At 63.9% G+C, this 22,455-nt stretch carries 17 protein-coding genes; 1 reads left to right on the forward strand and 16 read right to left on the reverse strand.

Going from position 1 to position 22,455, the window contains the following annotated elements; genetic code table 11:
* Positions 1-31: 31 nt before the first annotated feature.
* The 11 genes from folK to ACVOLR_RS06145 form a co-directional block, all read right to left on the reverse strand.
* Positions 32-514 carry a 2-amino-4-hydroxy-6-hydroxymethyldihydropteridine diphosphokinase gene (folK, locus tag ACVOLR_RS06095; RefSeq protein WP_481535646.1) on the reverse strand — a complete coding sequence of 161 codons (483 nt, stop codon included), beginning with the start codon at positions 512-514 and terminating at the stop codon, positions 32-34.
* 119 nt (positions 515-633) lie between these two features.
* Positions 634-2,151: an ATP-binding response regulator gene (locus ACVOLR_RS06100; protein WP_481535647.1), complete on the reverse strand. Its 1,518-nt coding sequence runs from the start codon at positions 2,149-2,151 to the stop codon at positions 634-636.
* Positions 2,152-2,157: 6 nt separating this feature from the next.
* A complete protein-coding gene (locus ACVOLR_RS06105) occupies positions 2,158-2,598 on the reverse strand; it encodes a response regulator (protein WP_481508709.1) in 441 nt (146 codons plus the stop codon).
* Positions 2,595-4,412, reverse strand: coding sequence for a sensor histidine kinase (locus ACVOLR_RS06110; protein ID WP_481535648.1), 1,818 nt, complete (start codon positions 4,410-4,412; stop codon positions 2,595-2,597). The genes ACVOLR_RS06105 and ACVOLR_RS06110 overlap by 4 nt, the downstream gene beginning before the upstream one ends.
* Before the next feature lie 191 nt (positions 4,413-4,603).
* On the reverse strand, positions 4,604-5,695 hold the full coding sequence (gene gnd / locus ACVOLR_RS06115) for a phosphogluconate dehydrogenase (NAD(+)-dependent, decarboxylating) (protein WP_481535649.1): 1,092 nt from the start codon (positions 5,693-5,695) through the stop codon (positions 4,604-4,606).
* Between the two features lie 3 nt (positions 5,696-5,698).
* Positions 5,699-6,247, reverse strand: coding sequence for a DUF2242 domain-containing protein (locus tag ACVOLR_RS06120; protein ID WP_481535650.1), 549 nt, complete (start codon positions 6,245-6,247; stop codon positions 5,699-5,701).
* A 129-nt stretch (positions 6,248-6,376) separates the two neighbouring features.
* Complete coding sequence (locus ACVOLR_RS06125) at positions 6,377-8,548, reverse strand: carboxy terminal-processing peptidase (RefSeq protein WP_481535651.1); 2,172 nt, start codon at positions 8,546-8,548, stop codon at positions 6,377-6,379.
* 207 nt (positions 8,549-8,755) lie between these two features.
* Positions 8,756-9,766 (reverse strand): lipoyl synthase, encoded by a 1,011-nt coding sequence (gene lipA, locus ACVOLR_RS06130; RefSeq protein WP_481535652.1) that lies wholly within the window; start codon positions 9,764-9,766, stop codon positions 8,756-8,758.
* A gap of 16 nt (positions 9,767-9,782) precedes the next feature.
* Complete coding sequence (gene lipB / locus ACVOLR_RS06135) at positions 9,783-10,484, reverse strand: lipoyl(octanoyl) transferase LipB (protein WP_481535653.1); 702 nt, start codon at positions 10,482-10,484, stop codon at positions 9,783-9,785.
* A complete protein-coding gene (locus ACVOLR_RS06140; protein WP_481513797.1) occupies positions 10,472-10,750 on the reverse strand; it encodes a DUF493 family protein in 279 nt (92 codons plus the stop codon). The genes lipB and ACVOLR_RS06140 overlap by 13 nt, the downstream gene beginning before the upstream one ends.
* Positions 10,751-11,163: 413 nt before the next feature.
* Positions 11,164-12,141, reverse strand: a complete 978-nt coding sequence (locus ACVOLR_RS06145) for a CsgG/HfaB family protein (protein WP_481535654.1) — start codon at positions 12,139-12,141, stop codon at positions 11,164-11,166.
* 783 nt (positions 12,142-12,924) lie between these two features.
* Here ACVOLR_RS06145 and ACVOLR_RS06150 point away from each other — a divergent pair.
* Positions 12,925-13,974, forward strand: coding sequence for a lipid A deacylase LpxR family protein (locus ACVOLR_RS06150; protein ID WP_481535655.1), 1,050 nt, complete (start codon positions 12,925-12,927; stop codon positions 13,972-13,974).
* A 1,053-nt stretch (positions 13,975-15,027) separates the two neighbouring features.
* Here ACVOLR_RS06150 and ACVOLR_RS06155 read toward each other — a convergent pair.
* The 5 genes from ACVOLR_RS06155 to mrdA all read right to left on the reverse strand — a co-directional run bounded on the left by ACVOLR_RS06155 (position 15,028) and on the right by mrdA (position 22,454).
* Positions 15,028-16,242, reverse strand: coding sequence for a D-alanyl-D-alanine carboxypeptidase family protein (locus ACVOLR_RS06155; protein ID WP_481535656.1), 1,215 nt, complete (start codon positions 16,240-16,242; stop codon positions 15,028-15,030).
* Between the two features lie 92 nt (positions 16,243-16,334).
* Positions 16,335-17,285 carry a septal ring lytic transglycosylase RlpA family protein gene (locus ACVOLR_RS06160; RefSeq protein ID WP_481535696.1) on the reverse strand — a complete coding sequence of 317 codons (951 nt, stop codon included), beginning with the start codon at positions 17,283-17,285 and terminating at the stop codon, positions 16,335-16,337.
* A 365-nt stretch (positions 17,286-17,650) separates the two neighbouring features.
* Positions 17,651-18,787 (reverse strand): lytic murein transglycosylase B, encoded by a 1,137-nt coding sequence (mltB, locus tag ACVOLR_RS06165; protein ID WP_481535657.1) that lies wholly within the window; start codon positions 18,785-18,787, stop codon positions 17,651-17,653.
* A 467-nt stretch (positions 18,788-19,254) separates the two neighbouring features.
* Entirely contained in the window at positions 19,255-20,361 is a 1,107-nt protein-coding gene (rodA, locus tag ACVOLR_RS06170; RefSeq protein ID WP_481516789.1) for a rod shape-determining protein RodA, read from the reverse strand.
* Complete coding sequence (gene mrdA, locus ACVOLR_RS06175) at positions 20,358-22,454, reverse strand: penicillin-binding protein 2 (RefSeq protein WP_481535658.1); 2,097 nt, start codon at positions 22,452-22,454, stop codon at positions 20,358-20,360. Before mrdA ends, rodA begins: the two co-directional genes overlap by 4 nt.
* Position 22,455: the final 1 nt, after the last annotated feature.

Consider the following 22,455-nt stretch of genomic DNA (forward strand, 5'->3'; position numbering starts at 1 on the left):
CCGAGCATGGCTCGGCACTACCCGTGCCGCCTTACAACTCCACCGTATCGAACGCCTGCCCGTACTGCGGGTGCTGCTGCCACATCTGCTGCAGGCTCAGGCCGCGTACCGGGTCGATGAAATCCGGGGCGATGTCGGCCAGCGGCTTGAGCACGAAGGCGTGCTTCAATTCCGGGCGCGGGATGCGCAGATGACCCGGGCCTTCGACCACCAGGTCGCCGTAATACACCACGTCGATATCCAGGGTACGGTCGCTGAAACGCGGGCCGGAACGGTCGCGACCATGCGCGTCTTCCACCGCGTGCAGCCAATCGTCCAACTCGCCCAGCGGCAGCTCGGTATCCAGCATCACCGCGTTGTTGAGGAAATCCGGGCCTTCAAAACCCACTGCCGGGGTGCGGTACGCCGGGGAGACACTGATCGTGCCAAAACGTTCGCGCAATACGGCAACGGCCGCTTGCAGGTAATGCTGCGGTTGCAGGTTGCTGCCCAGGCTGAGGAGCACGGTGGTCATGAGTTGGTTTGCCTGCGGGCCCGCCCGCGCCACGATGGACGAGCTTGAGCACCGCATCGTAGGAGGGGCGCACATGATAGGCCAGCTATCGCCAGCCCGCATATGCCAACCGGGTTGTATCAGCCCACGCCCAGCGCGTCGGCTACCGCCCGGAATACCCGCTGCATCTCCAGCGGCTTGGGCAGCACGTGCACGCTGATACCCGACGGCGCCTCACCATCGGCGAAGGCCGGCGCGTTGGCGTCTTCCAGCACGATCGCCGGGCCGCGGTAGCCCATTGCCTGCATCTCCGCCAACAACTGACCGGCCGAAAGCAGCGGAATGCCGCTGTCTACCAGCACCACATCCGGCAGCCCTGCCTCCTGCAGATGCCGCATCGCTACCGCGCCATCGCTGGCCAGGCGCATGCGATAGCCCTGGCTGGACAGCGCATTGCCCAACAGCGACAAACGCGTGGCCTCGTCATCAACCACCAGCAGGCGCTCACCATGGCCGACGCGGGTTCTCTCCAGCGGCTCGGCATCTTCACTGCCGGCGCTTTCGCACATCGGCAACAGCAGCTCGAAGGTGGTGCCCGCGCCCAGCTCGCTCTGCACCTGGATCTGCCCGCCTATGCTTTCGACGATGCGGTGGCAGGACACCAGACCCAGGCCGGTGCCGTCTGCCTTGGTGGTGAAAAATGGGGTGAACAAGCGCTGCACCGTGGCTGCATCCATGCCAATGCCGTCATCGCTGACGCGGATGCGCACCATGCCCTCTTCGCCAGCGACACGCTCGGCGACCAGACTCAAGCTGCCACCATCGGGCATCGCCTGGATGGCATTGAGCGCAAGATTCAGCAGTACCTGCTGCAGCTCGGTGTAGTTCGCCTCGATCGCCATTCGATCATCGGAGACCTCCAGATGCAGCTCGGCATTGCGCGGCAGGCTGCTCTTGAGCAGCATGCCTACTGCCTGGAACAGGCGCTGCAACACGATCCGCTCGCTGGGTTGGCGTGAGCCGCGCACGAAGGACAGCATCGACTCGACCATCTCATGACCACGACGTCCGCATTCGGCGATGACATCGGCCAAGCGGACGATCTTGGGATCATCGCTACGGTCACGGATCAGGTCGGGAATGATCAGCAGCGGCTGCAGGATATTGCGCAGGTCATGGCTGAGCCCGGCGGCGAGCAGGGCCAGGCTCTCCAGTCGCTGCGCGCGCATCAGCTCATCTTCCACCCGCAGCCGCTCGCGCTCGCTGCGGGTCTCGCGCACCAGTCGTGCCACCGCCGACGGCAACCGGGCCGGCTGGTGTTTGATGATGTAGTCGTTGGCGCCTTGCTGCAGCGCTTCCACCGCGGTCTCTTCACCCATGGTGCCGGAGACGAAAATGAAGGGAACCCTGGGGTGCAACTCACGCAGGATCTGCAGCGCCTGGTAGCCGGAGAAACCCGGCATGCTCAGGTCTGACAGCACAACATCCGGTACGCCCTCGGCCAAGGCGTCGCGCATCGCCGGCTCGTTGTCGACACGCTCGAACTCGATCTGCAGACCGGCCTCGAGCAACTGGTCGACGACCAGCTCGGCATCTTCGGGCGAATCCTCCACCAGCAGGATTCGCAACGGCCCCAATGGCGCTCCCTGGTTCGGCATCTGTATTTACTCGTGCTCCGGTGCCTGGTTGATCAAGGCCCAAAAGGTCCCGATCGTCCGCACTGCCTGGAAGAACTGGTCGATGTCCACCGGCTTGACCACATAGGCGTTGACGCCAAGATCCCAGCTGCGGGCCAGATCGCTTTCTTCGCGCGAAGAAGACAGAATCACCACCGGCAGGCGTTTGAGATCCTCATCGGCGCGGATCAGCCGCAGCACTTCCAGGCCATCCATGCGCGGCATCTTGATATCCAGCAGCAGCACGGCCGGCAAGCCTTCCTCGCGCTGCGCGAAGGCGCCGCGCCTGAGCAGGAAGTCCATTGCTTCAACCCCGTCTTCGACATGCACGATGGGGTTGGCCAGGGAGGCATCACGCAGCGCGTCGATCGCCATTTCGGCATCGGCTCCGCTGTCTTCGGCAATCAGGATGGTGCGCAGGGGACTCATTCCACGGTGTCCTTGTTGGATGCTTCGGTTGCCTGGGGAAGAACGAAACTGAAAGTGGCGCCTTGATCCACCTGGGCGTCGGCCCAGATGCGGCCGCCGTGGCGGGTCAGCACGCGGCGTACGCTGGCCAGACCAATACCGGTGCCGGGATACTCCGAGGCCTTGTGCAGGCGCTGGAACACACCGAACAACTTGCTGGCGTATTGCATGTCGAAACCAGCGCCGTTGTCGCTGACGCTGAACTGGTGGCTGCCGTCCGGCAGTTGCTTGGCGCTGACCTCGATTACCGCCTTGTCGCGCGCCGCTGTGTACTTGACCGCGTTGCCGAGCAGATTCAGCCAGACTTGGCGCAGCATGTTCTCGTCACCGATCAACACCGGCAGCCTGCCGATCTTCCATTCCACTTCGCGCGGCTTGCCGTCGGCGCCAGCTTCGTTTTTCAGATTGGAATCCAGCAGGGCGCGGGTATCGGCCACCAACGACTGCATGTCCACCCGCTGCAGGCGCATGGCGCCACGTCCCAGCCGCGAGTAGACCAGCAGATCATCGATCAAGGCCGCCATCAGCTGCGCCGAGCCGCTGATCACATCGAGGTAATGCTGGGTCTTGCCGTCGATCTCCTCGCCCAGGTGCCGCTTCAACTTGTCGGAGAAGCCAGCCACGTGCCGCAGCGGCGCACGCAGATCGTGCGAGACCGAATAGCTGAAGGCTTCCAGCTCACGGTTGACGTCGGCCATCTGCTCGACCTTGCCCTCAAGCTGGTGATTGAGCTCCTCCACGTGTTGTTGCACGGCGCGCTGCACGGTGACATCGCTGATCGTCATCAACACCACATCATCTTCGGCATCCGGCAAAGCCATGCGCCGGGCGTTGATCAGCATGGTGCGATGCATGCCATCCACGCTGCGTTGCTGGTGTTCAAAATCCCACAACTCGCGCCCGCGCAGTAATACATCGGCCAAGCGTTGGCGCACCAGCGGGTCCTCCCAGGCACCGTCACCGATATCCTGCAACTGGCGCAGGCTGATATCGGCATCATCAACGCCGTACAGTTCAGTGAATGCAGTGTTGTGCAGCACCACGCGCAGCTTGTGGTCGAGCAGCACGATGGGCTCGCGCACCGTCTGCAGCACGGCATTGGCACGGGCGCTGGCCTTGCTGAGGCGCCGCTCGATATCGGCGCGACGGCCAATCTGCCGCTGCAGCAGCCACAGCACCAGACCCAGCAACAACAGCTGCACCGCCAACGCAGTCCAAGTCACCATCGATGCCAGCCGCTGCTGGCGCTGTGCCAGCGCGGCACGCTCGACCAACAACGCATCCTCGTGCTGCTGCAGTTCCTGCACCAGTTGCCGGATCGGGTATTGGAAAGTCATTTCCTCGATCAGCTCACGCTGCCGGGGTGAGTCGCTACTGGCGGCAATCTCCTTGGCCAAGGCCATGCGCCGCTCCAGCATCGACTCCATCTTGCCGATACGCACCAGCTGCTCAGGGCTGTCGCGGACCAGCTGCGCCAGCTCGCTGAGATTGACGCCAATGCGGTCGGCGGTATGCAGGCGCTCCTGCAGTGCCGTTGAATCGATGCCTTTGGACAGGGTCAGCGCCGCCGACTCCACGTCGCGGATATCGGCCTGCAGGTTGTACAGACGCGCACCCACAGCCTGGGTATGGGCAACCCAATTGGCCGCGTTGACGCTGTCGGCGGTCAGCCGTTGCAGGGTCAAGGCAGGCACCACGATGATCAACAACGCAGCCAGCCCCAGCCCGAACAGGCGCCAGCGGCTCCAGTCATCGTCGGTCAATCGTGCCTCCATCGCTTCCCCTGCGTGCTGACGGACCGGCGCGGGTCGCGACGGCCCGGAGTTCATCGACAGTGTCGATCCGGAGTCAATCGATGGCGGCGTGACCAGCACGACAGCATCGCTGACTGTCGGCCAAGGATTGCACGAATACGTGTACCCGTGCACTCCCTATTAACAGGACCTGTGAACGAAGGCCAAAAGACTCAGCCGGTCTCGCCAGCGGGCTTGATCGCATGCCCGCCGAACTCGTTGCGCATCGCCGCCAGCATGCGGTCGCTGAACGAATTTGCCTGCCTCGAGCGCAGCCGCTCCAGCAGTGACAAAGTGATCACCGGTGCAGGCACATCCAGTTCGATGGCCTCGGCCACGGTCCAACGGCCCTCGCCGGAGTCCTCAACGTAGGGAGCGATGCCATCCAGCGCAGGGTTTTTCTGCAGCGCGTCAGCACTGAGGTCCAGCAACCACGAACGCACCACGCTGCCATGCCGCCAGACTTCGGCCACCTTGCCCACATCCAGCCCGAACTCGGCCTTCTTCTCCATCAGCGCGAAGCCCTCGGCATAGGCCTGCATCATTCCGTACTCGATGCCGTTGTGGACCATCTTGCTGAAGTGCCCCGCACCCACCGGACCAACATGGGCCCAGCCGCGGTCCGCTGCTGGCGCCAGCGCCATGAACAGCGGCGACAAGCGTGCGACCACCTGGGTTTCACCGCCGATCATCAGGCAATAACCTTCCTGCAGCCCCCACACACCGCCACTGGTGCCGCAATCGACAAACGCGACCCCGGCTGCAGTACAACGTGCGGCGCGCTGCTGCGATTCCTTGTACCAGGAGTTGCCGCCGTCGATCACCACATCACCTGCGGACAGCAGCGGCAGCAGACTGTCGAGGGTGGCGTCGACCACCTTGGACGGCACCATCAACCACAGCGCGCGCGGCGCCGGCAAGGCCTGCACCAGCGCCTGCAACGCATCCACCGTGGCGATACCGTGCCCGGCTACCTGCGCCCGCGCCTGCTCGCCCGGGTCAAAGCCAGTGACAGCAATCCCCGCACGCTGCAGACGTTGCGCCATGTTGGCGCCCATGCGGCCCAAGCCGATCATTCCCAATTCCATGTTGAAGCTCCTCCTACGGTAGTAAAGATGCTGCCGGGCAGGCCCACGGAAGAGCCTGCAACCAGCGCTGAAAAATCGTGGTGTGCACCTGTTCGATGACAAACTGCGTGTTCCGCGCAGGCTGCTGTGGAAGTCGCGCAGGCTCGGCAAGGCACCGATGGACGGCGCGCAAGCCAAACCTCATCGCGCCGGTTCCGCCGGAACCACTACCGTTGCCTGATCCACGTAGTACTGCAGGCGTCCAAAGAAATTGCGGTAGAACTGCGCGTCCTGCACGGTGCTGCTGGCGACCCGCACCAGCGAGTCATCATTGCTGCCAAACGGCAGCGATACCGAGCCCAGGGCACCGACGCCAACGCTGGCCGAGGTCGGCGACTTCTTCAAGGCATAGCGGTCCTGCACCGCACTTACAAATACCTGTGCCTTGCCTACGCCCTGCGCGGCGCAGGACACCCGCAACACCAGTTGCTCGTGCACCTCGTCCTTGGGCTGGAAGTTCTTGTTGCCTTCCACATTGCTGGCATCGGCGCGGGTGATCGCATAGCCCTGGCCAAGCAAGGCACGGCGGGCGGCCTCGCAGGCCTGTGCCGGTTCGGCATCGATGCTGCGCGTATAGGTATCGCCAGAATCGAAGGATTCGCGCAGCAAGGTACTGTTGACGGCCTTGCCGCCGCAAGCGGTGAGCGACAGACTCACAGCGGCCAGCGCAGGCAGCAGATGTCGGCGCATGGGCAACTCCACAGTCAGCGAAGACCCACAGCATAACGCCGTCAACGTAGGGCTACGTTGACGGCGTTTAAAGCCTGCAGAAGCTGTTGTCGCTGCGCTCAGCTCGGCTGTGCGCAGCGCTCTATTCCTTCAGTCGGCCCAGCGGCCCGGACCAGTGGACTGCGGCAACACCTGTGCCGACAGCGGACGGTCCTTTTCCAGCACATTCAAGGCATCGGCGAGGATCGAGGCCGATTCCTTCAACAGCGGGTCCGGACGCTTCTCGGCAGCCTTCTCGCGGGCGGCATCCTTGACGATGTCGCGCTCGTTGCCGGTCAGGCCGTCGTCGGTACTGTCCTCGGCAAGCGGATCCAGCGGCAGGCCCAGCTCCTTGCGGATCTGCTGGCGCTGCTTGCGCTGTGCTTCCTGCTTGTCGCGCTCGGCACGACGCTCGGCCTCATTGAGCGAGACGTACTTCTTGGCGGCCTCGGTGCGGAACTGCTGCACGTCTTCTTCCCACCACTGGAACTCGCGGTCAGCACGGATACGCGTGGCATGCAGGGTTTCCAGACGCGGCACGATCGGCGCGAAGTTGCCGTACTGGGTGTGCGGCACGGCGGCGATGCGGGTCCACGGCAGTGCATTGTCGTAGGTGCTCTCACCGAACTCGCTGGCATCGACGCTGGCCGGGAAGGCCAGGTCCGGCACCACACCCTTGTGCTGGGTGCTGGAACCGCTGACGCGGAAGAACTGGGCGATGGTCAGCTTGACCTGGCCAAAGCGTTCCTTCTCGCTGGCCGGCCAACGGTCCAGCGGAACCACATTCTGCACGGTGCCCTTACCGAAGGTGGTTTCACCGATCACCAGGCCACGACCGTAGTCCTGGATGGCGCCGGCGAAAATCTCCGAGGCCGAGGCCGAACCACGGTTGATCAGCACCGCCAGCGGGCCGTCCCAGGCAACTGCCGGGTTGCGGTCGCTGTTGACGGTGACGCGGCCACCGGACTCACGCACCTGCACCACCGGGCCCTGCTCGATGAACAGGCCGGTCAGCTCAATGGCTTCGTCCAGCGAACCGCCGCCGTTGTTGCGCAGATCCAGCACCACGCCGTCGAGCTTGTCGGCCTTGAAGCCAGCCAGCAGCTTGGCCACGTCGCGGGTAGCGGAGGCATAGTCGGCGGCATTGCGGCGACGGCCTTCAAAGTCCTGGTAGAAAGTCGGCAGCTTGACCACGCCGATGCGGCGCTGTGCTTCGCCAGCGGCAGCCGGAATGGTGATGGTCTCGCCCTTGGCAGCCTGCTCGGACAGACGGATCTTCTGCCGGGTCAGGGTCAGCATGCGGTGCTTGCCGTCCACACCTTCGGCGGCCGGGATGTATTCCAGACGCACCTGGGTGTCCTTGGCGCCGCGGATCTTGCCGACCACATCATCGATGCGCCAGCCGATCACGTCTTCAACCGGGCCGGAGCGGCCCTGGCCAACGCCGACGATGCGGTCACCGGCTTTGAGCGTGCCGTCCATCGCCACCGGGCCACCCGGCACCACTTCACGGATCACCACCATGTCGTCCTGGCGCTGCAGTTGGGCACCAATGCCCTCCAGCGACAGCGACATGGCCTGGTTGAAGTTCTCGGCCGTGCGCGGAGTGAAGTAATCGGTATGCGGGTCAACGGCGCTAGTGTAGGCGTTCATGTAGAACGAAAACACGTCATCGCCCTTGAGCTCGTTGATGGTTTTGAGCAGGGTGTCGTAACGCTTGTCCAAGGTCTTGCGGATGTCAGCGGCCGGCTTGCCGGCCAGCTTCAGCCGCAGCCAGTCGTTCTTGACCGACTTGCGCCACAGATCATCCAGTTCGGCATTGGTCGCCCAAGGCACGTCCTTGCGGTCGTAGTTGAAACGTTCTTCAACGGTGAAATCCGGCTCCTGCCGGAGCAGGCGACGGGCATAGGCCACGCGCTCACCTACCCGCTGGCGGTACACCGAGAACACCTGGTAGGCAGGGTCCAGCTCGCCGGAACGAATGGCTTCACCGGTCTGCGCCGCGAGCGGAGCAAAGCGATCCACGTCCTCCTTGGTGAAGAACTGCTTGCCGCTGTCCAGCGACTCCAGGTAACGCTTGAACACGTCCTGCGAGGTCGCCGCGTCCAGCTGACGTGGGCGGTAGGCGTAACGGCTGTCCGACAACAAGCCGTAGACCAGCTTGGAGGTGGTGGCCTGATCGATTGTCGCTGCCGAGGGCAAGGCCGAATCAGCACGCGCCGACAAAGCGGCGGGAGCGGTCAGCGCGAGGGCCAGCAGGAAAACGGGAACTCGGTAGTTCATCAAAGTACTCGTGGCACCGAATGTTGTGGGGAGACTGCGGACAAGTACGACATGCCGACAGTGCCGAAAGTTTCGGCACTTGTCACCTTGCTCAGCTGCAGAGTAGCTGCCGTCCCGTAGCAGTTTGTGAATCGCTGCCGTGGCGCCACTCGAATCGACGCGATCCCGGCTGCGGCAATGCGCCGCAGCGGGATGCGGGGGTCTGGTTCAGACAGCGACGCCGGCACCGGCCGCCTGCTGGTCGGCGTGGTAGGACGAACGCACCATCGGGCCGGAGGCAACGTGGGTGAAGCCCAGTTCGTAGCCGTACTCCTCGAACGCCTTGTATTCCTCCGGCGTCCAGTAACGCAGCACCGGGTGGTGGTGGGCGGTCGGCTGCAGGTACTGGCCGATGGTCACCATTTCCACGTCGTGCGCGCGCAGGTCGCGCAGGGTGGCCTGCACCTGCTCGAAGGTTTCGCCCAGGCCGAGCATGATGCCGGACTTGGTCGGCACGTTCGGATGCTGTGCCTTGAAGTTCTTCAACAGGGTCAGCGACCACTGGTAGTCCGCGCCCGGGCGTACGTTGCGGTACAGGTCCGGCACGGTTTCGATGTTGTGGTTGAACACGTCCGGCGGGTTCTGCGCGAGGATTTCCAGCGCGCGCTCCATGCGGCCCTTGCCACGGAAGTCCGGGGTCAGCACTTCGATGCGGGTCTTGGGCGACTTTTCGCGGATGGCAGTGATGCAATCGACGAAGTGCTGGGCACCGCCGTCGCGCAGGTCATCGCGGTCGACGCTGGTCACCACCACGTACTTCAGGCCCATATCGGCCACGGTCTGGCCGAGGCTGGCCGGCTCGTTGGCGTCCGGCGGCTTGGGCCGGCCGTGGGCCACGTCGCAGAACGAGCAGCGACGGGTACAGACTTCACCCAGGATCATGAAGGTGGCGGTGCCATGGCCGAAGCATTCGTGGATGTTCGGGCAGCTGGCTTCTTCGCACACCGTCACCAGACGGTTCTCGCGCAGCTTGGCCTTGAGGTTGGCCACGGCATTGCCCGAAGGAATGCGCACGCGGATCCACGAAGGCTTGCGCAGCACCGGCGCGTCGGCGAACTGCACCGGCGAGCGGTTGATCTTGTCACCGCCAAGCTGTTTGACACCGGCCTGCAATGGCGCGGACGGAATGTCGCCCTGCACGACCTGCAGGGGAATGGAGCGCGTGGTGGTTTCAGTCATGGCGTTATCAGCGGTCTCAGAGCCGCGTAGTCAGATCGGGCAGTTCGGGTGTCGGCTGCAAGGCCAGGCCGAACTGCTGGGCCAGATGGGACAGCAGCACCGACTTGACCGCTTCGATGCCCGAAGGACCGCCCAAGTCTAGCACCGAGGTCACCTGCATCCCGGCGTAGCCGCAGGGGTTGATGCGGTGGAAGGGTTCAAGATCCAGCGACACATTGAACGCCAGCCCGTGGAAACTGCAGCCACGGCGCACTCGGATGCCGAGTGCGGCGATCTTGGCGCCACCCACGTAGACACCGGGCGCACCGTCCATGCGTTCGGCACCGATGTTCCATTCGTCCAAGGTGTCGATGATGGCCTGCTCGATGCGGCATACGTAATCGCGCACACCAATACCGAGCCGGCGCAGGTCCAGCAGCGGGTAGACCACGATCTGGCCCGGCCCGTGATAGGTCACCTGGCCGCCGCGGTCCACATGCAGCACCGGGATATCGCCGGCCGCCAGCACGTGCTCGGGCTTGCCGGCCTGGCCCAGGGTGAACACCGGGTCATGCTCGACCACCCACAGCTCGTCGGCGGAGTCGTCGGTACGGGTATCGGTGAACTGCTGCATCGCGTGCCAGACAGGCTCATAGCCCTGCCGGCCGAGGTCGCGCAGCACTGCCGGACGCAGCGCCTTGCGCGGCGCCTCCACCGCGCAGGCGGTTACAGCGTCCACTTCACTTCCGGATGGTCACGCATCACTGCGTGGGCGGCGTCGTACTGCTCGCGGCTCTCCGCCTTGAAGGCGATGCGCACTGAGACGTACTTGCCGTTGGAGGACTCTTTCCAGCTGATGCGCTCTTCCAGTACCTCGATACCGGCGCTTTGCAGCAACTTGGGCAGTTCAGCTTCCAGACCGATATTGGCTGCGCCCATGGCGCTGAGCTCAAAGGTACCGGGGAACTGGAAGCCGTGTTCAGGGTTGTCGGACTTGATTTCCATGCCGCCATTATCGGGGCGAACGCCCACAAACCCAAGGCCATACCCGGATTACAGCCTTCCATGCCAGCCACCTGTAGTGCCGAGCCATGCTCGGCAGGGGCCTTACCGGCAAAACCCACCTGTAGTGCCGAGCCATGCTCGGCAGAGGCCTTACCAGCAAAATCCACCTGTAGTACCGATCCATGCTCGGCAGGGGGCATTACCGGCAACGCTCGCTGTAGGAGCGGCGTCAGCCGCGAAGCTCATGGATGTTCAGGTTGCCGGCATTGCCATTGATGCAGATGGCCAGCTTCGCGGCTGACGCCGCTCCTACATTGGCCGCCGGGAAGGCCCCCTGCCGAGCATGGCTCGGCACTACACCCTAGAAACCAGAAAGGCCGCTTGCGCGGCCTTTCTGCGGGGTAAACCCAGGCTTACTTGGACAGCTGCAGCAGGGTGGACGACACCCAACCGCGGTTGCCCAGCTCATCCTCGACTTCCCACATCACGCCTTCCTTGGTGCCGGTCGGGTACAGCATCATCCCGGCTTCCAGGGTGCGTACCGGCGCGCCGGTACCGCGGGCGTTGGCCAGCAGACGGCCAGCGCGGGTCACCGTCACCGCCTGCTGCGCGTTGGCGGCAGAAGCGTTGTCCGGCAAACCACCCAGCTGGGCGATGATGTCGGTATAGGCCTGCAGGTAGGCCATGGTGATCACCTGGCCGATTTCGGTATTGGCATAACCGCCAACGCCAGCCGCGCCCAGGCCGCTGCCGCCAAACAGGCCGCCGCTGGCACCAAAGCCCATGTCGCTCTTGCGGGCCGAGCCTTCAGAGATGGCGACCTGCTCCGACGAACGCACGTCGGTTACGGTCAGCACCACGTCGGCGGTCTTGCTGGTGAAGTTCAAACCACCCACCACCGCACCGGCACGGCCACCGATCAGGCCACCCAGCAGGCCACCGATGCCACTGCCACCGGCGTTGCTGTTCTGCGAGATAAGGTCCGGAATCATCACGTAGTCGGCGGCCTTGATCTGGCCCTTGCCGACGTTGGAGCGACCACGCAGATCGCCACTGGCTGCCAGTTCACGCTCGAACTGACCGGCGGCCATACCGGCACCACGGTCCACCAGGGTGAAACAGCGCGAGCGGTTGACGAAGGCCTTGATCAGTCGCGACGGCGCCGGCAACTGCTGACCGGTCCACCAATGGGTGGAGTCTTCCGGCTCGATCACCGACAAGGTGCCGATCGGGCGCTGGCAGGTTGGAATCTGTGCGGCAGCCTGTTGGCGCTGTTCCTGCGCCTGGGTGCCCTTGGTCTTGAATGCTGCCTGGGCCGGCTGGCTGCTGACAGCCGCGGCGATGCCCAGAGTGATGACCGCTGCGGTGAGCGGCGAAAAAACGTTACGCATCTGATACTTCCCCATTAACCTGCACCTTACGAGGTGCGTTCCTTTGGCTTAGAGACCTTGCGGTGAGACTCTGTCCCTGATGTCACGTAGCAGACGAGCACGGTCCGGTCCGCCGGAATGCTAACCCAGACCGACGTCAGGATGCATGACGTTTTTGTGAGGCAGCTCCCTTTATATGCACCGAAACTGCATCTGTATCGCCTCATCTCCACGCAAAAAGACGGCCAGACGCCATCAACCACCTCCGCTCCACTCTACTTTCCAATGCGGAGGCCATCCCGCATCAGCTGCCATCAGAGCAGCCTCCAGCACAGAGATTGCGCACCAATCCCCCATTCAGCCCAGAGCGGACACTGCCGTCTGAACCGCTGAACCCGGAGGTACGCGGGAAGCGGCGAGGGGTATCAACTGAAGACTGGGCTGGCGGCATGAATGACAACCACGATGCGGTCTGCCTGCACTCGCGAACTGCGCCACTGCGCCGAGCGCTCAGCAACAACGCGTCATCCACACGATGACTGTCTCACCTGGGAGAACCTCCATCCCGCCAGACCGACGAAAGCCGAGCAAGGAAAGCAACGACAATGGCCTGCGCAATTGAACCGCGCTGCGCGCATGCATACGAAGCGTCCTCCAGCCAAGACCAGCCGCCTCGTCTGGTGCGCGCATCCACGCGCGGAAATCCACCGTCACACCCACAACAATCTGTCCGCTCGATAGCGATATGCCGACCCACAACGGATCACTAAGCTGCATGTCACTCTGCCGGCGAGGAGTCCGTACATGAAAAGAGGCACCCGACTGCTATTGCTGATGGCAGGCAGTCTTGCAATCACCCCCGCCTTGGCAGCGCAACAATGCGCACAAAGTGCCTTGAGCGATCACCCGCCTGCGATCAACTTCCGCGTCGACAATGACTTGCTCGGCGGTGCACAGCAGGATCAGGGATACACCAATGGTGCGATGTTCACGCTGGTGTCGCCAAACCTGCAGGACTACACCGACGACCCCTGCCTGCCGCGCCTTGCGCGCTGGATGAACCGCCATCTGGAGCAGTTGCATCCGGGTGAGTTCCAGCAGCAGAACATGATCTTCAGTTTCGGCCAGGGCTTGTACACACCGACCGACAACACCCGTAGCGACCTGATCGAAGGTGACCGTCCGTATGCAGCGGTGTTGATGGTCAACTTCGGCTACAACGCACGCAACGGCAACCACCTTCGCACCACCCAGTTGGCGCTGGGAATGATTGGCCCATCCGCGCAGGGAAAGCAGGTGCAGGACGCTGTGCACAGTGTTCTTGGCGACGAGAAGTTCATGGGTTGGGACAACCAGCTGCATGACGAGCCGGTGTTCAAGCTTCTGCATGAGCGTATGCAACGCTGGCCGGCTGACGGCAACGCGGGCGGTTGGGGCTGGGACGCGATCAGCCATTGGGGTGGCGCCCTCGGCAACCTGGCTACGTATGCCAACGTTGGTGGCGAAGTACGTTTCGGCTGGAAGCTGCCTGATGACTTCGGCAGCTCACCGATGCGCCCTGCCGGCGAGAACACCGCGCCCACCCGTCGCGGCCGCGCCGAAGGCTGGTCCAGTCATCTGTTTTTCACCAGTGACGCGCGTTGGGTAGTGCGCGACATCACCTTGGATGGCAATACCTTCCGCAATAGTCACAGTGTGGACAAGCGACCGTTTGTGGGAGACATCGGTTATGGCGTTGCGGTAATGCGCGGCAAGTGGAAATTCGCCCTGGCCCGCTACCACCGCACCCGCGAATTTGACGGTCAGAAAGAGACACCTGTATTTGGCAGCTTCACCATCAGCCGCACGCTTTAACTGCAGCGGTGAACAATTGCAGCCACTCGCGCTGTAAAAGCGACAAAGCAAAAAGCGCCCTCACCCGAGTCCCTCTCCCGCAAGCGGGAGAGGGGCTAGTGCACTAGCAGCCGACGCATTCCGAGCCCCTCTCCCGCGTGCGGGAGAGGGGTTGGGGTGAGGGCGCTTCTGCTCCGCAGCTTTGGCTCCGGCTTTGGCTCCGGCTTTGGCTTTGGCTTCGGCTCTTCAGCTTTTGACTTACCGGGCCCCTTCCGCAGCGACGGAGCTGGCAGACAAGACCCCGAACGGGGCGGCGCACATGGATGTGCGTCGTTTTTCGACGAGACAAGGATGTCTCGTCGAAAAATCCTGCCAGCGGAGTGGACCCGCGTCGCGTCGCGACGTGGGCGCGGAGGCAGGGTGTGCTTTCTTTTGGTTATCTTTTCTTTGCACAAGCAAAGAAAAGTAACTCGCTCCCCGAAGGGGAGTGAAAGCTTTGGCCGTTGCCGTTGCCACAGCCAAAGCCAAAGCCAAAGCTAGAGCTAGAGCTAGAGCAGAGCTTTCGCCCGCCTTCGGCGCGCGAGCGCACCTTTCTTTGCTTGTGCAAAGAAAGGTGGCCCAAAGAAAGCACACCCTGCCTACGCGCCCACGCCGCTACGCGACGCGGGTCCACTCCGCCAGCGGGATTTTTCGACACGACATCCCTGTCGTGGCGAAAAACGACGTGCATCCATGCACGTCGCCCTTCGGGTTCTTCCCACTGGCTCCGTCGCTGCGGAAGGGGCCCGGTAAGTCAAAGTCCAAAGCAACAGCAACAGCTACTGCAACGGCAACGGCAACGGCAACGGCAAAAGCTACCCCTCCCCAACCCTCCCCTTGCCTGCGGCAAAGGGAGGGAGCAGAGCTGCACTTGGCAAAGAAAGGACGCTCAGCGGGGCTTGGCAAAGAAACGGGCTGAGCGGAGCTGCGCCACTCTGCAGACAAAACAAAAGCGGCGTTGCTGCGTCCCATCGACCTGAATTCCAGTCGACAGAACACCGCAACGCCGCTCGGCTTTTCAGCCTGTGAAAGCCCTTACTCGGACTTCCACCACATCATGAAGGCATCCCACAGACGCTTGAAGAAACCACCCTCTTCCACCGCCTGCACAGCCACCAACGGCGCCTCGGCAACCACCTTGCCATCCAGCGACACCTTGACCGTACCAATCTGCTGGCCTGCAGCGATCGGAGCCACCAACTCCTTCGGCACGTCCATCGACGGCTTCAGATCGTTGTAACGGCCGCGCGGCACGCTCACCAACATCGGTTGCGCCACGCCCAACTGCACCTCATCGGCCGCGCCCTTCCACACATGCTGCGTGGTCACGGCCTTGCCCGGCTCATACATGCGATGGGTTTCGAAGAAACGGAAACCCCAGTTCAACAACGCCAAGCTGTCATCAGCGCGTTGCTTCTCCGATGCACCGCCCATCAACACCGCCACCAGACGCTGATCACCGCGCTGGGCCGAGCTCAGCAGGCAGTAACCGGCAGCCGAGGTGTGGCCGGTCTTGATGCCGTCCACGCTCTGGTCACGCCACAACAACAGGTTGCGGTTCGGCTGGGTGATCTTGCCTACCGTGAATTCCTTGATCTTGTTGTAGGCATAGGTCTCCGGGTAATCACGCACGAAGGCGCGGCCCAGCAGTGCCAGATCGTAGGCGCTGGACTGGTGGCCCTCGGCGTTCAAACCGTGTGCGTTGACGAAATGCGAGTCCTTCATGCCGATCTTGGCCGCGTAGCTGTTCATCAGCGCCGCGAAGGCTTCCTGGCTGCCAGCCGCATGCTCGGCCAGGGCGATGGCCGCATCGTTGCCGGACTGGATCGCCATGCCCTTTTCCATGTCTTCCAGACGCGCGGTCTGGTTGACCGGGAAACCGCTATAGCTGCCGTCGGTGCCTGCGCCGCCTTCGCGCCAGGCGCGCTCGCTCATCATCACCTGGTCGTCAGGCTTGATCTTGCCGGTCTTCATTTCCGCAGCCAGCACGTAGGACGTCATCACCTTGGTGATGCTGGCCGGCGGCAGCGGCGAATGGATGTTTTCACCCGCCAGTACCTGGCCGGTGGCGTAGTCCATCAATACCCACGCCGTAGCGGTGGTCGGAACCGGGGCCGGCGGCGTGGCCACCTGCGCCGGAGCGGCAGCTGCGGCCGGCGCGGGCGTCGGCGTCGGGGTGGGCGTCTGGGCGGAGGCCAGACCCACGACGAGCGTGGTGGCCAGTGCAGCGGCGGCAAAACGGAATTTCATCGGACAGCGGTTCCTGATGGACGAGGAAGAAAAATGCGGGGAGTCATTGTAGGGCGACACCAGCCAGCTGGCGGCACCCCGGTGTGCTGGGGTTAATCGCGGACCACTTGCGGCAGGCCAAATCCAAGACCGGCAATACGCCCGGCAAGTTCCGTGGCACTGCTGTTGTCGCTGGCCGGCACGCGCAGGCGCCACAGGGTACGGCCGCCACTGACGATGTCACTGAGGCTGGCACCGACAATACCCGCAGAAGCCAGCTGACCCAAGGCCCGCGCGGCGTTGTCGCGACTGGAGAAGCTGGCGACCTGCAGCAGGATCGAGCCCAACGCGCGTGCAGCAGGGTCGGCCGGCACGGTCTTCGGTGGCGGCCCCGCAGCAGCCCTCGCCGCTGCGGCCGCAGCCGAGGCCGTAGGCGGGGTGAACTGTAGCAGCTCCGAGGCAGCAGGCAGTGCCTGGACACTTACCGGCGCCGCCACGGTGCTGGCAGCACTGGTGGTTGCCGGGCGACCGGTAGCGACGCGCACGCCGTTGTCCTTCATCCAGGCCTCAAAATGGTCGGCATTGCCAGCCACCGGGCGCGCCGGCACCACCGGCGGAGCGGGCAGCTTTTCGACCAGCTGATCCATGCGACTGGGGGCCACGCGCGCGGTGCGTGCTGCGCTGGCGACAGTAGCGGCTGCACGCTCGCGGCGGGCACGACGGCTGTCGTCGGAGGCCTGAAGGTTCTCGCTGCCGGGGGTCAGGCCGTGCACTTCGACCCGGCCGGTGCCGCGCTGGGTGATGCCCAGCCGCACTGCGGCGGCATAGCTGAGATCGATGACGCGACCTTCGTGGAAGGGGCCACGATCGTTGACCCGCACGATCACCGATTCGCCGTTGTCCAGGTTGGTCACCCGCGCGAAGCTCGGCAGCGGCAAGGTCTTGTGCGCGGCGGTGAAGGCGTACATGTCGTACACCTCACGGTTGGAGGTGAGCCGCCCGTGGAATTTCTGCCCGTAATACGAGGCGGTGCCCTGCTCCACGTAGTTATCGACCCGGTCCATGATCTGGTATTGCTTGCCCAGCACCGTATACGGCGACCTGTTGCCGACCGCCGAGCGCGCCTCGTTGGTCACCAGCGGCTCGGGAATGCAGTTCACGTTGGGTATGTAGCTCGGGGTGGTGTCGCTTACACCGGGCTTGTACAGACCGCCAGCGGTGTAATTACCGCGGGTGGACAGGTCTTCCTGCGCCTTGGCATAAGGCGAGCCCTTAGGGCACTCACCGCGTGCGCTGCCACGCCCGTGCACCACCGTCGCCGGACGCGATGCAGAGCTTGCGCCCGCTGTGCTGGATGACGACTTCTTGGGGGCGCTGCTGCAGGCGGCCAGCCCGAGCACGATCAACGCAGGGACCAGCCACTTGATGTTCATGCCGGGGGAAGCTCCTTGCCGGCGATGGCCTGGGACAGCTGGAACACGGCCATCGCGTACATTTTGGAGATGTTGTAACGGGTGATTGCGTAGTAGTTCTGGAAGCCCAGCCAGTACTGCTTGCCGTCGCTGCCTTCCAGCGTCACCGGGGTGGCCTTGGCGTTGACCGCACGCACGGGTGTGACCGGCTGGTAGCCGCGCGCGGCCAGCTCGCTGACGGTATAGGTCGGGGTCCAATCGGTGGGATTGAACTCCTCGAAGCCGGCCTGCAGCGTCGCCGGTACCGCAACGGTGCCGCCACGGATCCAGCCACCCTTCTTGACGAAGTAATTGGCAATGGACGAGAACACATCGTCGTAGCTGTTGAACAGGTCACGGCGGCCGTCGCCATTGCCGTCCACCGCGAAGTCCAGATAGCTGGACGGCATGAACTGGCCCATGCCCATCGCCCCGGCATAGCTGCCCTTGAGCGTGGTGATGTCGAGCTTTTCCAGCGCGCTCAGTTCAAACAGCTTGGCCAGTTCGTCACGGAAGAACAGCTCGCGGCGCACTTCGCGCTCGAGCTTGGCCGGGTCGCCGGTGCGCGGGTATTTGAAGGCCAGCGTGTACAGCGCATCCAGCACGCGGTGGTTGCCGGCATTGCGGCCGTAGCTGGTTTCCACACCAATGATCGACACGATCACTTCGGCCGGCACGCCGGTGCGTTCCTGCACGCGCATCAGCTCATCGCGGTGCTGCGCCAGGAAGGCACGGCCACCGTCGATACGCGCCTGGGTGATGAACATCGGACGATATTCGTTCCACGGTTTGACCCGCTCGGCCGGTCGCGACATCGCGGCGATGATCGGCTCGCGGATCTGCGCTTGGGCCAGCGTGCTTTCGATATAGGCCGGGTCGATGCGGTACTTGGCCGCCGTATCGCGCACGAAATTGGCGCGGGCGGTTTCGAACGGAACGGGAGTCAGGTCGACCGGCGGCAACGCGGCCTTGGCCTCGGGTACGGCTTCGGCCGGGCCTGTGCTCGGCTTGACCGGAGTTTCCGCCGGGGCCGGCAGAGGTGTAGGAGACTTCGGCTGGGTTGCGCAGGCAACCATGCCGAGGGTGAGGCAGCAAACCAGGGCGCGTCTAATCATCGGGCGAGATTAGCAGGTCAAAGATGAATTTCCCGCAATAACACCATGAAACACAACAAGATTGAAGCGAAAAATACGCTTCATCCGCCAGCACCCCAGCCCCTTCGGATTCACACCATCCGATGAATAGGCGTCGTGTTGGCGCCTACCTTGGACTGGCAATCTGGCTCGGCAAGGATCGTGACCACCTGGGCCAGGCAAAAAAGGAATGTCGGTCATCTCCCCATCCCGCTGAGATGACCGACACTCGCGTCAGCGTCCGGAGGACCCGGGACGACGGCTCCCCCCGTCATCCCGCCAGATGCCAACCTGCCAGCTGCCCCATACGGCGAGCCGGCAGTCACAGCGCGGACTACGCGCCGGTGACGGGGCGTAGTGTGAAGGTTTAGTAAAGCCAGGTGTTTGATCTGGATCAAAACTCGCAATGTTGGCGCGGATAAATAGATGATCCGCGCAACAGCGTTGCGCTAGCCGCCGTGCACTGGTCGATGCGCACGCACCGCCATCACCAACCCGAAGCCGGCCAACAACGACACCGCCGAGGTGCCGCCATAACTGATCAGCGGCATCGGCACGCCTACCACCGGCAGCAAACCGGAGATCATGCCGCCGTTGACCAGAATGTAGACAAAGAACGCCAAACCGGTCGCGCCCGCTAGCAGCCGCGAATAGGTATCGCGCGAATCCACCGCGATCCACAGGCAACGGCCGATCACGAACAGGTACAAGGCAAGCACGATTGCCACGCCGATCCAGCCGTACTCCTCGCTGAGCACCGAGAACGCAAAGTCGGTGGTCTGTTCGGGAATGAAGTTCAGGTGCGACTGCGAGCCCAGCCCCCAGCCCTTGCCGGTCAACCCACCGGAACCAATGGCGATCTTGGACTGGATGATGTTCCAGCCCGCACCCAGCGCATCACTCTCCGGGTCGAGGAACATCATGATGCGGTCCTTCTGGTACGGCCGCAGCAGCCAGAACCAGGCTACCGGCGCAGCGGCGGCAACACCGCCCACGCCCACGCCCACCCACCACCAGGGCAGGCCAGCCAGCAACAACACGAAGGCACCGCTGGCGGCGATCAGCACACCGGTACCGAAGTCCGGCTGCAACATCACCAGACCGGTCGGCACACCAATGATCACCGCTGCCACCAGCACCACCGGAATACGTGGCGGCAAGGGCATGCGATTGAGGTACCAGGCCACCATCATCGGCAGACTGACTTTCAACAATTCGGCCGGCTGCAGATAGAACAAGCCCAGGTTCAACCATTGCCGCCCGTACTTGCCGGTGCCCAGCACGAACACCGCCAGCAGCGGCAGCATCGACAAGGCGTAGATCATCGGCGTCCACGCGCGGATGCGCAGGATCGACACGCGCGAGATCGCCCACATCGCCACCAGGCCCACCGCGAAACGTGCACCCTGGGCCATCACCAGGCCACTGCCGCCGGCGCTGTCCAGCACTGACAGGCCAATGACCATCAAGGCGAGCAAGGCAAACAGCAGCGGCCAGTCCAGGCCACGGGTCAGGCGCTGACCCATCTCCAACGCCCAGCGCAGGAAATCCCTCATCGGCGCACCTCCGCAGTCGTTGCCGCCGGCACAGCTGGACGCGCAACTGCCGGCGCAACGCCCGGCAGCGCATCGGGCGCAGGCTGCGGCGGCACACCTGGCTGCGGTGCGGGAGCGCCGACCATGATCGGCAGATCGGCGAACTGCGGCGCAACCTGCTCGCCGCGGGCACGCCAGCTGGCATCTTCGGTATCAAACGTCGTCACGCCCACCGCCACCGTGCCGCGCTCGGCATCCAGCGGTTGCAGGCCTTCGGGCATCACCCCGAGCAACCAGGCATCAAACACCTTGCGTGCGATCGGCGCGGCAGCAGAACCACCGTAGCCGCCGCCTTCCACCGCGATGGCAATTGCGATCACGGGCTCCTCGGCAGGCGCAAAACCCACGAACAGCGCGCGGTGGCGCAGGTGCATCGGCAGGCTGCGCGGATTCAACGCGGCCGTGCCCTTGCGGCTGATGACCTGCGCGGTACCGGTCTTGCCAGCCATGCGGTATTGCGCACCGGCGGCGGACCGCCAGCCACTGCCGCCGGGCTGCATGGTGCCCATCATGCCCTCGCGCACCGCCTGCACGTTGGCCGGATTGGGGCTGATCGGCCTGCTTGCCTGCAGCTGCGTCGGCGCCCAGTCGTGGTCGAAGCCGGCGCGTTGCTCCATCACCAGGTGCGGCGTGCGCAGCTGGCCGGTGGCCAGGCCACCAACACCGCGCACCAGCTGCAGCGGCGTTACTTTCCACAAGCCCTGGCCGATACTGGCATTGACCGTGTCACCGGGATACCAGCGTTCCTTGTTGGCTTTGAGCTTGGCTGCGGGTGACGGCAGGATACCGCCGATCTCGCCTGCCAGATCGATGCCGGTGGGCTGGCCAAAGCCGTAGCGGTTGCCCATGTAGTCGTCATAGCGCTCGATGCCCATGTCGATACCGAGCTGGTAGTAATAGGTATTGACCGACTGGGTGATCGATTTGCGCAGGTCGGTCCAGCCATGGCCACCACGGTTGGCGTCACCCCAGCCACGGCTGACGCCGGGCAGGTAGAACATGCCGCGCGACAGGATCTTGTCTTCGGGCCGGCGCAGGCCGCTGTCCAAGCCAGCCAGGCCAAGGAAGGGCTTCACCGTCGAGCCCGGCGCCACGCCACCCAGCACCAGCCGGTTGAACTGCGGCCGCGACGGGTTCTCGTTGAGTGCCTTGAAGTCGGCGTGGGAGATGCCGTTGACGAACAGATTGGGATCGAACGACGGCAGGCTGACCATGGCCAGGATCTCGCCGGTGCGCGGATCAATCGCCACCGCCGAACCTTCCTGCTCGCCGAACGCCGCCACCATGGCGCGTTGCAGGTCGGCATCGATCGATAGGCGCAGATCGGTGCCCGACTGCGCCGGCACCCGCCCAACCGTGCGGATCGCACGGCCCTGCACATTGGTCTCGACCTGCTCGTAGCCGATCTTGCCGCGCAGCTGGGTTTCGTAGAAACGCTCCAACCCGGACTTGCCGATGTGGGTCAGCGCTGCATTGCCCTCGCCCAGCTCCTCCAGATCCTTGTCATCGACCCGGCCAACGTAGCCGATGATGTGGCCGAACAGATCGCCGTAGGGATAGCGCCGGGTCAGATAGGGCTCGAGCTCGACGCCCGGGTAGCGCCAGCGGTCCACCGCGAAGCGTGCCATCTCGTCGTCGCTGACCCGCAGCTTCAGCGTCACCGGCATGAAGCCGCGGCGTGCCTTGCGCGATTGCTTGAAGCGCTCGATGTCTTCTTCGCTGAGCGAGAAGATCTTCTGCAGCCCGGCCAGGGTGGCGTCCATGTCCGTGACCTTGTCGGCGGTAACGTCCAGACGGAAAGCCGGCACGTTCTCGGCCAGCAGGCGGCCGTTACGGTCGTAGATCAGCCCGCGTCCCGGCACCACCGGCCGCGCCTTGATACGGTTGGCCTCGGAACGGGTGGCGTAGATGTCGTGGTCCAGCACCTGCAGCTTGAAATACCAGCCGGCGAGGAAACCCAGGGTCAGCAGCACACCAAGGAAGCCGATCGCGGCACGGCGCCGGAACTGCTCGGCCTCTGCGTGCGTGTTCTTGTGCTGGCGGCGCGACGCCATC

This window comes from Stenotrophomonas sp. STEN030, from assembly GCF_056759995.1.

Excerpts from the sequence above, each read along its gene's own strand:
- folK (WP_481535646.1), bottom strand. The coding sequence starts at position 514 with ATGACCACCGTGCTCCTCAGCCTGGGCAGCAACCTGCAACCGCAGCAT.
- ACVOLR_RS06100 (WP_481535647.1), bottom strand. The coding sequence starts at position 2,151 with ATGCCGAACCAGGGAGCGCCATTGGGGCCGTTGCGAATCCTGCTGGTG.
- ACVOLR_RS06105 (WP_481508709.1), bottom strand. The coding sequence starts at position 2,598 with ATGAGTCCCCTGCGCACCATCCTGATTGCCGAAGACAGCGGAGCCGAT.
- ACVOLR_RS06110 (WP_481535648.1), bottom strand. The coding sequence starts at position 4,412 with ATGGAGGCACGATTGACCGACGATGACTGGAGCCGCTGGCGCCTGTTC.
- ACVOLR_RS06120 (WP_481535650.1), bottom strand. The coding sequence starts at position 6,247 with ATGCGCCGACATCTGCTGCCTGCGCTGGCCGCTGTGAGTCTGTCGCTC.
- ACVOLR_RS06125 (WP_481535651.1), bottom strand. The coding sequence starts at position 8,548 with ATGAACTACCGAGTTCCCGTTTTCCTGCTGGCCCTCGCGCTGACCGCT.
- lipA (WP_481535652.1), bottom strand. The coding sequence starts at position 9,766 with ATGACTGAAACCACCACGCGCTCCATTCCCCTGCAGGTCGTGCAGGGC.
- ACVOLR_RS06140 (WP_481513797.1), bottom strand. The coding sequence starts at position 10,750 with ATGGAAATCAAGTCCGACAACCCTGAACACGGCTTCCAGTTCCCCGGT.
- ACVOLR_RS06145 (WP_481535654.1), bottom strand. The coding sequence starts at position 12,141 with ATGCGTAACGTTTTTTCGCCGCTCACCGCAGCGGTCATCACTCTGGGC.
- ACVOLR_RS06150 (WP_481535655.1), top strand. The coding sequence starts at position 12,925 with ATGAAAAGAGGCACCCGACTGCTATTGCTGATGGCAGGCAGTCTTGCA.
- ACVOLR_RS06155 (WP_481535656.1), bottom strand. The coding sequence starts at position 16,242 with ATGAAATTCCGTTTTGCCGCCGCTGCACTGGCCACCACGCTCGTCGTG.
- ACVOLR_RS06160 (WP_481535696.1), bottom strand. The coding sequence starts at position 17,285 with ATGGACCGGGTCGATAACTACGTGGAGCAGGGCACCGCCTCGTATTAC.
- mltB (WP_481535657.1), bottom strand. The coding sequence starts at position 18,787 with ATGATTAGACGCGCCCTGGTTTGCTGCCTCACCCTCGGCATGGTTGCC.
- rodA (WP_481516789.1), bottom strand. The coding sequence starts at position 20,361 with ATGAGGGATTTCCTGCGCTGGGCGTTGGAGATGGGTCAGCGCCTGACC.
- mrdA (WP_481535658.1), bottom strand. The coding sequence starts at position 22,454 with ATGGCGTCGCGCCGCCAGCACAAGAACACGCACGCAGAGGCCGAGCAG.